The sequence below is a fragment of the Ruegeria sp. CDSA021 genome, assembly GCF_059612325.1.
This window is the reverse complement of record NZ_JBXWQJ010000014.1, coordinates 61,600-75,443: the sequence shown is the minus strand read 5'-3', so window position 1 is coordinate 75,443 and position 13,844 is coordinate 61,600. Positions and strand designations below refer to the sequence as shown.

At 54.3% G+C, this 13,844-nt stretch carries 11 protein-coding genes; all 11 read right to left on the bottom strand.

Features of this window, described 5'->3' with window-relative positions:
- Positions 1 to 8: 8 nt before the first annotated feature.
- Positions 9 to 1,400: an aldehyde dehydrogenase family protein gene (locus tag AC2FLD_RS17615; RefSeq protein ID WP_496671757.1), complete on the bottom strand. Its 1,392-nt coding sequence runs from the start codon at positions 1,398 to 1,400 to the stop codon at positions 9 to 11.
- A 42-nt stretch (positions 1,401 to 1,442) separates the two neighbouring features.
- Positions 1,443 to 2,816, bottom strand: coding sequence for a glutamine synthetase family protein (locus AC2FLD_RS17610; protein ID WP_496671760.1), 1,374 nt, complete (start codon positions 2,814 to 2,816; stop codon positions 1,443 to 1,445).
- A 9-nt stretch (positions 2,817 to 2,825) separates the two neighbouring features.
- Positions 2,826 to 3,590 (bottom strand): N-formylglutamate amidohydrolase, encoded by a 765-nt coding sequence (locus AC2FLD_RS17605; protein ID WP_496671763.1) that lies wholly within the window; start codon positions 3,588 to 3,590, stop codon positions 2,826 to 2,828.
- A gap of 53 nt (positions 3,591 to 3,643) precedes the next feature.
- Positions 3,644 to 5,014: an aminotransferase gene (locus AC2FLD_RS17600; protein ID WP_496671765.1), complete on the bottom strand. Its 1,371-nt coding sequence runs from the start codon at positions 5,012 to 5,014 to the stop codon at positions 3,644 to 3,646.
- A gap of 308 nt (positions 5,015 to 5,322) precedes the next feature.
- Complete coding sequence (locus tag AC2FLD_RS17595; RefSeq protein WP_496671767.1) at positions 5,323 to 6,447, bottom strand: ABC transporter ATP-binding protein; 1,125 nt, start codon at positions 6,445 to 6,447, stop codon at positions 5,323 to 5,325.
- 5 nt (positions 6,448 to 6,452) lie between these two features.
- On the bottom strand, positions 6,453 to 7,334 hold the full coding sequence (locus AC2FLD_RS17590) for an endonuclease/exonuclease/phosphatase family protein (protein WP_496671768.1): 882 nt from the start codon (positions 7,332 to 7,334) through the stop codon (positions 6,453 to 6,455).
- Complete coding sequence (locus tag AC2FLD_RS17585) at positions 7,331 to 8,353, bottom strand: LacI family DNA-binding transcriptional regulator (RefSeq protein ID WP_496671771.1); 1,023 nt, start codon at positions 8,351 to 8,353, stop codon at positions 7,331 to 7,333. The genes AC2FLD_RS17590 and AC2FLD_RS17585 overlap by 4 nt, the downstream gene beginning before the upstream one ends.
- A 6-nt stretch (positions 8,354 to 8,359) precedes the next feature.
- Positions 8,360 to 10,441, bottom strand: a complete 2,082-nt coding sequence (locus tag AC2FLD_RS17580) for an alpha-amylase family protein (protein WP_496671774.1) — start codon at positions 10,439 to 10,441, stop codon at positions 8,360 to 8,362.
- Positions 10,442 to 10,449: 8 nt separating this feature from the next.
- On the bottom strand, positions 10,450 to 11,271 hold the full coding sequence (locus tag AC2FLD_RS17575; RefSeq protein WP_496671777.1) for a carbohydrate ABC transporter permease: 822 nt from the start codon (positions 11,269 to 11,271) through the stop codon (positions 10,450 to 10,452).
- Positions 11,268 to 12,218 carry a carbohydrate ABC transporter permease gene (locus AC2FLD_RS17570; protein ID WP_496671780.1) on the bottom strand — a complete coding sequence of 317 codons (951 nt, stop codon included), beginning with the start codon at positions 12,216 to 12,218 and terminating at the stop codon, positions 11,268 to 11,270. Before AC2FLD_RS17570 ends, AC2FLD_RS17575 begins: the two co-directional genes overlap by 4 nt.
- A gap of 2 nt (positions 12,219 to 12,220) precedes the next feature.
- The gene (locus AC2FLD_RS17565; RefSeq protein WP_496671782.1) at positions 12,221 to 13,489 is read right to left on the bottom strand and encodes an ABC transporter substrate-binding protein; all 1,269 of its coding nucleotides are present in this window, start codon (positions 13,487 to 13,489) and stop codon (positions 12,221 to 12,223) included.
- Positions 13,490 to 13,844: the final 355 nt, after the last annotated feature.

Here is a 13,844-nt window from a genome sequence, read left to right as displayed (position 1 = left end):
ACCCCCCCTTATGGTTGTTGACGGAAATGATAGGATTTCAACCGGGTAAGATGTTCATAGGTGTGAGATGACAATGAGCACCCTCGGCCGGTGTCTTTTACCCCAGTCCAGGCCAACCCCGGATCAAGGTAATCGCAGCGATTGGCAAAACAGGTCCCGGTTTCAAGCCGTTCCGAGATTGTTTCGGCTACAGCCATGTCTGATGTCCAGATCGAAGTGGTCAGGCCAAAATCGCTGTCATTCATCAACGCAATAGCCTCGTCATCACCGCTGACCTTCATGATGCCAACAACCGGACCAAAGCTTTCTTCGGTCATCACCCGCATCTCATGAGTCACGTCAACCAGAACCTGAGGCGCAAGATAAGGTGTCCCAGGCTTGTCTGTCGGGAATTCAGCCGGATCGATCAAAGCGCGGGCGCCAGCGGCGACGGCCTCTTCGACCTGACCGCGAACAAAATCGGCTGCACCGGTTTTTACAACCGGACCCAAGTTTGTTGCCGGATCAGTGGGATCACCCAGTTGATATGCCTTTACTACGGCCACGGCCTTCTCAACAAAAGCGTCATAAACATCTTCGTGCACATAGATCCGCTCAATGCCGCAGCAGCTTTGGCCAGAGTTGAAGAAGGCCCCATCAACAAGGGATTCCGCAGCAAATTCGACGTTGGCGTCGGCGCGAACATAGGCGGGATCTTTGCCGCCCAATTCCAGATCAATGCCCGAGAAGTTCCCGGCATTTGTTTGCTGCAGGTATCGCCCGATGCCAACTGAGCCTGTAAAGACGATATGATCGTGGTGGCCTTCGCTGATCAGCGTGGCTGTATCATCATTTGTTGTCAGAACCAGCTGGAACACATCGTCGGGCAGACCGGCAGCTTTGAAAGCTTCGGCAAACCGTTCGCCGCAAACCAGGGTCTGCGCGGAATGTTTCAAAACGACCGCATTGCCCGCGGCAAGGGCAGGGAAGATTGCATTGGTGGCGGTCAGGAATGGAAAGTTCCAGGGGGCGATCACAAAAACCGTCCCCAGCGCCTCGCGGCGGATAGTCCGCAATGCCAGCCCATTTTGCGGCAGTTCGTCCTGAGCCAGCGCCTGAGGGGCAATGTCGATCATATGACGGGCGCGTTCTTCCAACCCGCCGATTTCACCTGCGCCCTGACTGACAGGACGACCCATTTGCCAGGCGAGTTCTGGCGCTATATCGGCCTTTTCTGACACCAAGTGATCGACGGCCTTATGCAAAAGCGCGCAGCGATCCTTGAGCGACATTGAGGCCCAATTTGTTTGAGCCTTTTCGGCGTTGCGAAAAATCTCTCGGGCATCCTCAATAGAGGTTGCAGGGCGTTCAGCGTAAACGCTCCCGTCAACAGGAGAGATACATTGAATAACGTTCGACATCCCGGTCTCCGCAGATTGGCAATTTGAGTTTTGGTGTGTTTGTCAGAGCACTTCGAAGTAGCGGCGCAATTCCCAATCGGTGACGGCACGACCATATTGTCGGGCTTCGAAGATACGTGAATCCGAAAAGTGGGTGACGAAGGCATCGCCAAATAGATCCCGCGCTGCTTCTGACTGCCCAAACAGGATACCTGCACTTTCCAGATTTGTTGGCAATTGCCGTTCAATCGGAACATCTTCTTCATAGGCGTTTCCGACGGATTCTTTGCCCGGCTCAACCTTTTCTTGGATGCCCAGCAGACCAGATCCGATGGCCGCCGCCATTGATAGATAGGGGTTCACGTCAGAGCCCGGTGTGCGATATTCAAGCCGATGTGATTTTTCTGAACCCGGGATCACCCGGATACCGACTGTCCGGTTATCAACGCCCCACGTTGCAGAGGTGGGCGCCCAATAGCCCGGCGTCAGGCGCGAATAGCTGTTGATATTCGGAGCAATCATCGCAGCGAATTCACGCAAATATTTGCATTGGCCACCCAGAAAATGACGCATCGTCTGGCTCATCTGGTGTGGGCCTTCAGGATCGTAGAATTTTGGTACCCCATCCAGCGACCATAGAGACATGTGGGTGTGGCCACTTTGCCCTGACAGGTGCTGGTTCCACTTGGCCATGAAGGTTGCCATCAGGCCGCGTTTCTGGGCCAGTATCTTCATAAACGCTTTGAAAACCGAGGCTTTGTCGGCCATAGCCAGCGCATCATCTACGGCGATCGCCGTTTCAACCACACCGGGGCCCGTTTCGGCGTGCAGGCCTTCAAGCTCTATGCCGATGGAGTCAAAGGTTTCGAGAATATCATGATACAAATCTTCGAAGACGATTGACCGGATTGCGGAATAGCTGAAGTTACCCGGTGACAGGGTTTGCAGATTCTGAAATTTCTTCTCTTCCAGACTGTCCGGTGTTTCCTGAAACATGAAGAATTCGAATTCCATCGCGGCTTTGGCAGAGAAACCCATCTCTTCAGCGCGTTTCAGGACACGTCTGAGAACGCCACGGGGGCAAATCGCCTCGCTGCGCCCGCTGAACTCGCTGGAGAAGAAGATCGTGTCATTCTCAAATGGCAGGATCATTCCGCTATCGGGTAGTATCCGCAGACTGGCGTCGGGAAATCCTGTGTGCCATCCGGTAAATTTAGAGTTGTCGTAAAGCTCGTCCGAAACATCCCAGCCAAGAACGGCATCGCAAAAACCATACCCGTCGTCGAGCGCCGACAAGAATTTGCCTTTGGCAATGTACTTGCCCCGAAAAACGCCATCTACATCGAAAAACCCGACCTTTACATGTTTCGGGTTATTCTCATTGATAAAGTTCCGTACATCTTCGATGCTTTTCAGATCGAGTTTTTGCCCCGGCATGTGATTGTCCTAACCTCTTTGGATATACGTCTCGGCGTATTCGTTGAGCGCGTTGGCAATCAGCGATGCCCAGTTCAACACACCCACACCATCCCTTAGCAAGTCGTTGCGGACCTCGATCATGGTGTATGGAATGCTTTTTACTTCGGCTTGCACACGTATCGTGTGATCCACCGCGTCGGCAGGCGAATACGGCTGGTTGTCACCGACGACATAGACGGTGTTTCTTTGAAACCAGTCGATCAGAAACTTGGACATCGCAGATTGCTGGTTATATATCATGCCAATGTGCCAGGGCCTTTGGTTGCCCCTAACAGTTTCATTGAAGCTGTGGATCGCCACATAGCCAAATTGCTCGGCTTTACGGCGACGCAGCTCAATCAGCGATGTTAGTTCGTCATGAAATGGCCGGTAGATCGCCTGTTCCCTGCAGCGTTTGTCAAATGCCGTTAAATCGACGTTTCCTTTGACTAAGCTACCATCCGCATCAGTGACAAATGCACCTTCGTGATCCACCGCCCGGTTGCAATCATAAACCAGACGAGAATAGTTCTGCAGGATGGCGGGGCAATCGAGACTGCTGGCGACAAGTTCCGTGAGTTGTGCTGCGCCAATGTCCCAAGCGATATGCCGGCTTAGCTCGGCCTCAGTGAGACCGAGCGTTTCCAGGGCTTTTGGGATAAGATTTCCCGCATGTTCGCACCCAAATACGAACGGACCATTTCCGGAAGGATTGAATAATTTCACCGGAGAAGGTTCTGTTGCGCTTAACACTTGGTTTGCCCCCTGGAGGATTGTTGCGAGTTCCTATGAACCAATCGTGCTGATCACCGAGCGACATCAGCAAAAACCTCAGCCATGGTTTCTTCGAGTGTGTCAAAGACCTGGTCGATTTCTTCTTCGGTGATTGTAAACGGAGGGCCGAGAACGATGGCAGCACCCAATGGGCGACATATAAGGCCTTTTTCCAACGCCTTATTGGCAATGCGTTCTGAAATTTGGAGTTCGGATGGCAGCGCCTCCTTAGTCTTCTTATCGGCAACAAGCTCCACGGCACCCATCAGTCCTACCCCTCGTGCTTCGCCTGCATATTTGTGCTCGGCCAATTTGTGCAGGCGCTCCATAAACCGCGGGCTGACCTTGTTCACGTTGTCAAGTAGACCTTCAGTTTCCAGAATCTCTAGAGATTTGAGTGCTACCGCGCTACCCAATGGGTTGCCACCGGCAGTGAAGCCGTGTGGAAACTCTTCGGCAGCTTCTGAGACGCGTATCAGCTTTTCGCTGAACTCACCGCTAAGAATGATAGCGCCCATGGGGAAATAGCCTGCGGTAATGCATTTTGATGCGACTATGGCGTCGGGTTCCATATTGTACTTCACACTGCCCCACATCGCACCGGTGCGACCAAAGCCACAAATGACCTCATCGGCGATCAATGGGATGTCATATTTGCGCAAAATTGGGCGGATGGCTTCAAAGTAGCCTTCGGACGGAGGAATGACCCCTCCCGCACCCTGAACAGGCTCCGCAAACATGCCTGCGATGGTGTCCGGGCCTTCCTTGATGATCAGCTCTTCCAGATTGCGCGCCAGGCGTTGGGAAAACTCGATCTCGGACTCGCCGTCCTGACCAAAACGCCAGTAGTGGGGACAATCTGCGTGCAGGAAGCCCGGCAATGGCAATCCAAATTCTTCGTTGTAGGCCTTTCCGGTCATCGAAGCGGTTGCCACTGTTACGCCGTGATACGCGTTCAGTCGAGTAATGATTTTACGGCGCTGCGGCTGCCCGTTCCGGCGATGCAACATCCAAAGCATCTTAACCATTGTGTCATTGGCTTCCGAACCGGAGTTCGTGTAGTAAACCTTGCCCTCATCAAAGGGCGACACTTCGACCAGTTTTTCGGACAGAGCAACTGTCGTGTCGGCGATGCGACCGAAAAACGCGTGATAGCCAGGGAATTTCTTTGCCTGTTCGCACAGAGTATCGATCAACCCCTGATGGTTAAAGCCCGCGACATTGTTCCACAAACCGGAATTCGCGTCGATATAGCTTTTGCCATGCACATCAAATACGCGAATGCCTTCACCATGAGTGAGCACAACCGGCCCGTTTGTGTTCAACGTGTTGAGATCGGTAAACCCATGAAAGACGCTTTCACGGTCTCTTTCTTCCCAGGAGTTCTTGGAATGTTTGTTCATGATTTCGATTCCCTCACTTTGTATTTAAGACTACATGAAAAACATTTTGGCGTAAACCCCGAATATTGAGTGCGTGTTCGATATCTGAACATTGGTCTCGTTAAGAACAATTAGTTCTCTATCCTCGACCGTCGGTCGTTTACGACATTTCACCAAAGTAATAACTTTGCCGCCACATTCGCGGATCAGCACAGTGTTCGACCCTTGCAACCGCTATGATGTTGCCCGGATTGTATGCGATGATTTACGGCGCAGTGACGCATCTGTCCCATTACGGACCTGTCCATTTCAGCAAATGGATCGAACCATCAAATCTTGTGATCGGGCACACTGGATTTCAGGTTTTGTCCGCTTTGGCTGTCGAATAAGTGACATTTGTCCAATGCGACAGTGAAATCCATTTGCTCGCCAGAGTTTACCGGGCGTGGATTGAACATGACGGACTGCACTTGATTTCCGCCGAGATCAGAAAACAATGTCGCTTCAGAGCCCAGATCTTCTGACAAAGCGACCTGCATTGGCACCGTGCTGCTGGGGCCTTCAACGGGCAGACCGTGACCAGAAGGCGATATCGCGTCGGGGCGAATGCCCAACTTGAGCTCTCGACCTGCCGTAAGCTTACGCGAGAACGTTGCAGGTGCAGAAATCTCTACACCGCCCGGCAAGGCCAGCATCGGATCGCCATCACGGCTCGTCACCCTGGCATTGATCAAGTTCATCGGAGGCGACCCGATGAATGTGGCAACGAAAGTGTTCACCGGATTTTCGAAAACGTCGCGTGGGGTTCCGACCTGTTCGATATGCCCATCTTTCATGATCACGATCCGGTCGGCCAAGGTCATCGCCTCAATCTGATCATGCGTGACGTAGATGATGGTATTGCCAACCCTTTGGTGCAATTTCTTGATCTCGATCCGCATCTGAGTTCGCAATTTTGCGTCAAGGTTTGAAAGCGGCTCGTCGAACAAATAAACGTCCGGATGCCGAACGATGGCGCGGCCCATCGCAACACGCTGGCGCTGACCGCCAGACAGCTGCCCTGGCTTGCGTGAGAGATACTCGGTCAGGCCCAATATTTCTGCAGCGTCCCCAACCCGGCGGGTGATCTCTGCCTTTGGTGTGCCCGAGATTTTCAGACTGAAGCCCAGGTTTCCGGCCACGGTCATGTGCGGGTAAAGCGCGTAGTCCTGAAACACCATTGCGATATTGCGTTCGCGTGGGGGCATTTCGTTGACGACTTGGTCACCGATCATCAAAGAGCCGTCGGTAATTTCTTCCAGGCCTGCGATCATGCGCAGTGTGGTGGACTTTCCGCAGCCGGAGGGGCCGACAAATACGACGAATTCCTTGTCTTCGATCTCCAGATCAATGCCATGGACCACTTGGGTTTTGCCATAAGCCTTGACGATTTTTTCGAGTGCAACGCGTGCCATGGAATTTAGTCCTTGTCTTGTTCTGCGAGCTCAAGCCAGACCGGTAAATGATCCGATCCGCGAGCGGATTCATCTATATGCATGTGCCGGATGCGATGACGCAGGGATGCGCCGACAAGAATGTGGTCAATCCGGCGCGTGTCGAAATGGGCGGTTTTGCCAGTATTTTCGTCATGGCCCAGCCAGACCCAGGGGTCGATAAAACCGTCAAGTGTCTGGACGCGGCCCCCCTCCATCGATTTCGGCCCCACAAAAATATCGTAGACAGGTGTTTCCACACCGCTGTTCAGATCGCCCATCAGGATGACATCTGTTGGCATCGGTGGGGGCGGCGCGTCATTCTGCCAATGGGTGTCGATCAAATCAGGATCGCCGCACCATGCGCCCCCTTCGCCCGGAGCGGCGAGAATGCGATCCCGCACGAACCTTGCCTGGGTGACTGCAAATTCCGGCGACCAATAGAACAAATGGGTGTTGTACAGCCGCAGTGCCCCGCCCGGCGCGTCGATCACAGCCTCAAGCAGCGCGGCCTGCACGGCGTGACGAGTGATGGAGCCCATCTTGGGCAGAGGGTAGGTGCGCGTGGACAGGACTGGATAGCGCGACAGGATCATCTCGCCATGTTGGCGGCGGCGATTGAACAGCTTGCCGTTTGAATCGCGATAGCTGCCATCCGTATCCTGCCCGGCACCGTAGACCCAATAATAATCGCACAGCAATTCGGCGAGCTCGGCTGCCTGATCAACTTCACCGCCGCGTTTGAAGAACCGATCCACCTCTTGCAGACCGATGATATCGGCCCCCTCAAGCTCGCGCGCGATGCGTGGCAGGTCCAGATGGTCGTCAATCCCGACACCGTAGCGGATATTGTAGCTGACCAGTTTCATGATCGTTTCAGTCTTTCTTTTGGACCCAGCGAACCGCGCAGCACAAGTTCGCATCCCAGCGACACTGTTCTTGGGGTATCAACGGCACATTCAAGGCGGCTGATCGTCAATTCTGCCAAAGCACGGGCGACGGCCTCGACCGGCTGCGCGACGGCGGTGATGCCGGGGGTGGTTAACGAGAAAAAGTCGGGGTCATCGAAAGACACCACATCCATCTGTTGACCAGGTGCAACCCCCGCTTCGCGCATATATTCCAACCCGCCGGTGGCAAGCACATAGCTGCTGTAGAAGATCGCGCTTGGCGGGTTGGCCATCTCGTTGAGCACGCGAGTGGCCGCATGCCCGTTGCTGCGGCTCCAATCCTGCTGCCAGATCAGGTCTTCGCGTACAGGAAGCCCGGCGGCATTCAGGGCATCGAAATACCCCTCAAGCCGGTTTTTTGCTGTGCTTTCATAAAGATCACCCGTGACAAAGCCGATATCGGTGTGGCCGAACTCGATCATTCGGCTGATGGCATTGCGCGTTCCGGCACGGTCGTTGACGATGACGCGATCCGCGGTGACTTGTGGCAAATCGTTGTTGAAAAGCGTGATCGGTAGGCCGCGGGATATCTGATGGTCCACTTCGGTCTGGATGCTTTCGGTGCAAGACAACAGTAGCGCATCGATCCTGCGCGAGGCCGCCGCCTCCAGCGCTTCGGCCATGGCTATAGGTTGATGCCCATGGTGGAATGTCAAAAGCGAATATCCGTGTGGTTGAAGGGCATCAACCAGCACTGATAAAATTGCTGCGTTGAATTCGTCAAACACCGGCACAAGTAACCCTATGGATTTGGTCCGCTCGGTTTTCATCGCGCGGGCCAGCACGTTTGCGCGATAACCAAGATCTGCAATCGCAGCTTCGACACGTGATCGATTGGCTTCGCGGATGTTTTGGCCATTGAGAAACCTTGAAACAGTTCCAACGGCGACATCAGCTTTTTTTGCGACATCTAATATGGTCGGGTTGCGTTGAGTCATGTCAAATCACCTGTTCGATTGCCCAGACTGTATGACAAGCGCTGTGTGAATGTGAAACCGGGGCAGGTTTATCGTCAGCTTTTGGCTGTCGCTGTTGTATTGCCATGGTATGGTTTGCCCGGTGTAAGCGCAGGTGACCTCGGTCGGCGCAGCGCTGGTGCGCACCCATGCGGTTGCCCCATCGATCTCAGGAGCATCTTCTATAATTTCGATCGGGCGTGTGTGGCCATCATTATAGGCCATCCCAGATCCCCGCATTTGTGTCGGTGCATAGAGAACATGCAATACCTGACGGTCATGGACAGGTTGTGACATAAGAGACATGCGGGTGGCCGATGGCAGATCCGAGCCCATCATCCGGTCGGAATAGACCCGGTTCAACATGCCGCGTACCAGATATTTGTATAGCACTTGCCCGGTTGACCCATACAGCCGGAACAGCGGGTACGCGCAGTGAACCACGTTGCCCTTTTGCAGAATCGCCGGGCCTAAATCGGTGGCTCCGGGATCCTCGGGTGTATGCAGGTGAGAGCAGAAACGGTCCCAGCTGCGATTGAAGTACGATGGGCGGACAGTTGCCAGTATGTCGGCATCTGTTGCGCTTAGCGCTAGCGGCTTTTCATACATCACAATCGAAGCGTCCGGCAGCTCCGGATCAAGCCTTTCAGCGGCCTTCAGATAACTCGGGTCAAACTTGATGTCAGGGGCAAGCCTAGCGCCTATATCCAGCGTTAACGTGTCACCTTTCGGGTTGAGAGTTGATTGCCCGGTGGCCAGAACCGCGCCCCCGTTGGCGGTGAATTGTGCCAGTGACGCGGCAAAAGCTTTGCCGGGCCTGATGTCATCCGGCAGGATTGCCAGCCGGTATTTTGACAGGTCTGCATCACTTTCAATTACGTCAAAGGGGATTTGCAGCTCCAGCATCATCCGCGCGGCGGCGGCGTCGCTGGGCGATGTCCGATGACCCAGATGGCTGGACAGACCTCCGCTTTGTGCCTCGACCGAGACGAGAGCAACCTCAGCCTGATACTCTGCCGCGCGGGCATAAGGCTCAAGTGTCCTTACACGCTCATAGGCGGGGCGGATCAGTTCATAGGTGGCCGGGTCCATTGTGCCGCTGGGATGCAGCTGATCACCGATGGAACAATGCGCGCCCATTGCGATCATCTGGCAGCATTCGAATATCAGGGCCTCGGGGCGTTTGAATCCGCCAAACTCACCCCAATGCGTGTGAAAGCGTCCGGTCATACCCAACATCGGCAGGCCTAGCCCGTCGGCGTAACGGGCCGTGGCCGGAAAATGATCATATCCCCAGCCACCGGTTGGCAGGCTTTCCAGTTCAAGCTGTCCGTAGTGCTGGTAACGCTCTTTCTGGCCTTTGAAGATATGCCCGGAGTTGTAGAAAATCCGAACATCAGGGAACGCGCTGTTGATCTCGGTCGAGAAACGCTCAAAGAACGCCATCAGAACCGCCTTGTCATTTGACTTCCGGTCGGAGGCTTCACTGGGATCGAGGCCTTTGTCGCGCATAGCCTCCAGGCATGCGTTGCAAACACATTCATAGGATCCAAGGATGTCCATGAAGAGCGCCGGCGGTGCGTAGGCAGCGCAAACCTCACGGGCCATTGCGATCACGTAGTCAACATAGCCCGAATGGTTCAGGCACAAAGTATGCCAGGTGGGCGTGAGTTGGTTCATCGCGCTGGGTTCTGTGCCCGGATAATTGGTCGCCTTATTTTGAGCCTGCATGACACGCCATTCCGGATGCTCACGCGCGCTCAGCTCATCCCATTGAACAGTCAGATAAATCGGCGTTTCGATGTCGGCGGAGCGACAGGCCTGCACCATCTCACCCAACAGGTCGGGCCGCTCCAGATGGGGATGCGCTTTGCCGGTTTTGGTGGGGTAATAGGCCCAGCCATGATGGCAGCGCGCAAACAGCGTCACGGAATCGACCGCGCCGTCTTTCAGCACTTTCACAAACTGGTCGGGATCAAAATCAGCCCCGACACCTTCGATATGTTCTGAAGTGTGGAAATCCAGATGAATTTGGCGAAAGCGAAAATTCTGGGGCACGTTTTTGGGCATTCGTATTGTTATCCTTTTGCGCCACTGCGGTTTTTGCCGTCAGCCGAGAAATATTTCTGGAACAGCAGAAAGATGACGAGTGGGAGAATCGAGGTGATGATCGTTGCCACGGCACGCTGGTCCCAGTTTGGCTCATAAGCACCGGATATCGTTGAAAGCAGTACAGGAAGCGTCGCGTTTTCCCGCAGGAAGAGCATGGGGATCAGCAGTGCGTTCCAAGTCCACATGAATTGCAGGATTCCAACGGCGGCCATCGCTGTGAGCGTGTTGGGCAGAACGATGTAGAAATAAGTTCGCAGGTGCCCGCAGCCGTCCACTTGCGCAGCGTCGATCAGAGAGCGGGGAAAGCTGCCAAGAAAGTTTTTCACTAGCAGGACAGACCATGCAAAGGACAGCCCGACGAAAGGGATCACGACCGAGGTATAGCTGTCGATCAACCCTAGCTCTCGCCACAGCTTGAACAGCGGAATGATCACGACTTGTGTAGGAACGACAAAGGCGTTCACCAGGATCAGCAGCAGAACACGGCTGAATGGAAACTTCAGATAGTGGAACGCATAGGCGGCGGCCGGTGCGAATAACACGGGCAGTATGGTCGCAAAGCCTGCGATCAGCAGAGAATTGAGGAAGGCACGACCCAGCGGATAGGTCGTCCAGACCTCGACCCAGGCATCGAGGGTGAAAGTGAAAGGATCCAGTACCCACCATCCGGCGGTTATCTCGCCTTCGGGGCGAATTGACATCATGATAATGCCTGCCAGCGGGATCAGCCAGAGCGCGGCGACGGTGCCCATGATCAGGATAGGCAATTTGGGTGTCTTGCGGATCATCGTGCCTCCGAGCTCCGTTTCAGGATCAACGGCAATGAGCAGATCATGATCGCCAGCAGCAGCACGATGGTGCTGGCCGCGCCATAGCCTTGTTTGAAGTAGACCACTGTCTCTTGGTACATGAAGTAACCGACGGTCTCGGTCGCCCGGATTGGGCCGCCTGCGGTTAGAATTTGGATCATGTCGAACGCCTTGAGGCTGTTCAGCAGGTTGATGAAAATCGCGATGCTCACGCCGGGCAGGCTGAGCGGGATCATGATGTAACGCACGATTTGCCAGTTGGTTGCGCCGTCCACATAGGCCGCTTCGATCTGACTTCGCGGGATGGCCTGAATGGCTGCAAAGCAGGTTAGCAGCGGCAGGCCGGCCTGCGTCCAGACATAAGCCGCGATTACGCCCCAAAGCGCCGTGTCGGGATCGCCCAGCCAGGGGTTTGCCCAGCTATCCAGACCCACGGCTCGCAAGATACCGTTCAGCAGACCAAATTCAGGTTGAAGAATGCCCAGCCACATCAGACCGCTTGCGGTTTCAGAGATGCCATAGGCCGCAAAAATCACGATGCGAAAAGGTGCTGTCGCTTTTGGGGCAAGCCCGGACATCAGGGCAAATGACCAGCCGATGCCAACCGAGATGAATGTACAGGACAATGTCCATGTCAACGTCACCTTCAGGGCGTTGTGAAAATTGGGATCAGCGAACAGTTTGATATAGTTGTCCAGCCCGGCAGGTTTGGGGCGACCCAACCCTGTCCAGTCCAGAAAGCTGACGCGGAAGGTCTCGATCAGCGGGTAAAGCACACCTACCGCAAAGAAGAATAGCGTTGGTGCAAGCAGCGCAAACGCGACCCAATCCTGCCGCTTGAGCGAGCGGGATGATACCCTTTTGACCAGCCCCGCAAAGGGGCCGGTCTGGGTCTGTCGGGAGGAGAAGTTAGACCCGCTTTCCATGTTCAGTAGACTTCGTTTGCCTTGGCTTCCAGGGTCGCCGTCACCTCATCAATGGTGGCATCTGAAGGGTCCTGCAGGAATTTCTGCAAGCCGACCCGGAATTCGCCACTCAACTCGGCGGGCAGCAGGTCATCCAAAACAAAGAAAACGTCCGAGCTTTGCAGCAGGCCGGCATATTTGGCAACTACCGGGTCATATTTGGAGAGATCGGCATTTGCGCTGGGTGTGGCCTGACCATATTCCGCGATAATCTCGGATCCTTCGGCGCTCAGGACATAATCGATGAACATCTCGGCAGCCTCGGGATTGTTGGCAGCATCCATGACGACAAGGTTCTTGCCATCGACGCTCATGGCATCGGCATTGGCTTTTTCAATGGTCGGAAACTGGACGAAGTCATAGTCTGTACCGGCTGTAAGCGCGTATTCATTCGTTGCCCGACTGTTGACCCAAGTGCCAATCAACATGTACCCGGCTTTGCCATCTTTCAGCACGGCGTCGGCCGCATCGTCCCAATGCGTGGACAGCATGGTTTCGGCATCGGCACAGCAATTGGCTTCAAGCATCGCGCGCAAATTGCGGAACGTTTGCTTGACCGGCTCATCCGTCCATTTTGCTTCGTGACGTGCCAGTTTACCGGCAAAGTCAGTGCCTGCTGTTTTCAGCAGCGCATTCTCAAACCATTCGGTCTGGGCCCAGCTGCGTGCACCGATATAGACAGGCAGGTCGCCCGCTTCGCTAAGCGGCTTGAACGACGCCAGGAAACCATCCCATTCGGTTGGAACCGGATCTATACCCGCCGCAGCCATAGTGTCATTACGATACCAAAGGCCCGACCGGTTGCACGCAATGAAGTAGGCGCCATAGGTGCTGCCATCATGCTCACTCAAGCGGCGCCAACTGTCGTTCAGCGCGTCTGACCAACCGTATTGCTCCCAGGCTTCGTCCAGCGGGCGCAGCAGACCATTGTCGACCATTTCCTTTTCAAGCGACGGCCAGGTGTTGATCAGAATGTCGAATTGCTCTCCGGCCAACAGGGCCGTACGGATACCACCGCGCGCATCGTCGCCACCCGCAGCGGGGTTGATATCCTTCACGTCGATGTCGGGATGTTTCGCTTCGAAGCCTTCTTCCAGTTTGAGGATCATCTCGCGCTCGGAGCCCCCGAGCCAGTTAAAGATCACCAACTCCTGATCGGCGGCAATAGCGCTTCCGCTCGTCATCATGCCCATGGTTATTGCGAGTATAGACGTCTTTGAGAGTAGTTTCATCACATCCTCCAAAATGAAACGTTTCGAGTTCTAGTTGTTAGTAAACAGTTCATATAATGCATTTCAAGAAAAAACTTTTCATAAAGACAGTAACGTTTCATTTGTTGTGCAACTTCCCAGTGGCATTTCAATCGCCATACTACATTAAGACCAACAGGTCCCAACTTACCGGCTGTGGGGCCAGTTGAAACGTGGCTGAAAGACAGGATTTGAAGGATTGAAATACCTTAAGCACCCGGACCGATATTTGGCGCGATCTGAACCGGCGGATATTGAAATAGCCGGGCGTGTAGCGCCCATAAGCAAATGAAACAGGATTGATCAATGATTATCATCAAAGGCAAAACCCCCTTTT

Excerpts from the sequence above, each read along its gene's own strand:
- AC2FLD_RS17615 (WP_496671757.1), bottom strand. The coding sequence starts at position 1,400 with ATGTCGAACGTTATTCAATGTATCTCTCCTGTTGACGGGAGCGTTTAC.
- AC2FLD_RS17610 (WP_496671760.1), bottom strand. The coding sequence starts at position 2,816 with ATGCCGGGGCAAAAACTCGATCTGAAAAGCATCGAAGATGTACGGAAC.
- AC2FLD_RS17600 (WP_496671765.1), bottom strand. The coding sequence starts at position 5,014 with ATGAACAAACATTCCAAGAACTCCTGGGAAGAAAGAGACCGTGAAAGC.
- AC2FLD_RS17595 (WP_496671767.1), bottom strand. The coding sequence starts at position 6,447 with ATGGCACGCGTTGCACTCGAAAAAATCGTCAAGGCTTATGGCAAAACC.
- AC2FLD_RS17590 (WP_496671768.1), bottom strand. The coding sequence starts at position 7,334 with ATGAAACTGGTCAGCTACAATATCCGCTACGGTGTCGGGATTGACGAC.
- AC2FLD_RS17585 (WP_496671771.1), bottom strand. The coding sequence starts at position 8,353 with ATGACTCAACGCAACCCGACCATATTAGATGTCGCAAAAAAAGCTGAT.
- AC2FLD_RS17580 (WP_496671774.1), bottom strand. The coding sequence starts at position 10,441 with ATGCCCAAAAACGTGCCCCAGAATTTTCGCTTTCGCCAAATTCATCTG.
- AC2FLD_RS17575 (WP_496671777.1), bottom strand. The coding sequence starts at position 11,271 with ATGATCCGCAAGACACCCAAATTGCCTATCCTGATCATGGGCACCGTC.
- AC2FLD_RS17570 (WP_496671780.1), bottom strand. The coding sequence starts at position 12,218 with ATGGAAAGCGGGTCTAACTTCTCCTCCCGACAGACCCAGACCGGCCCC.
- AC2FLD_RS17565 (WP_496671782.1), bottom strand. The coding sequence starts at position 13,489 with ATGAAACTACTCTCAAAGACGTCTATACTCGCAATAACCATGGGCATG.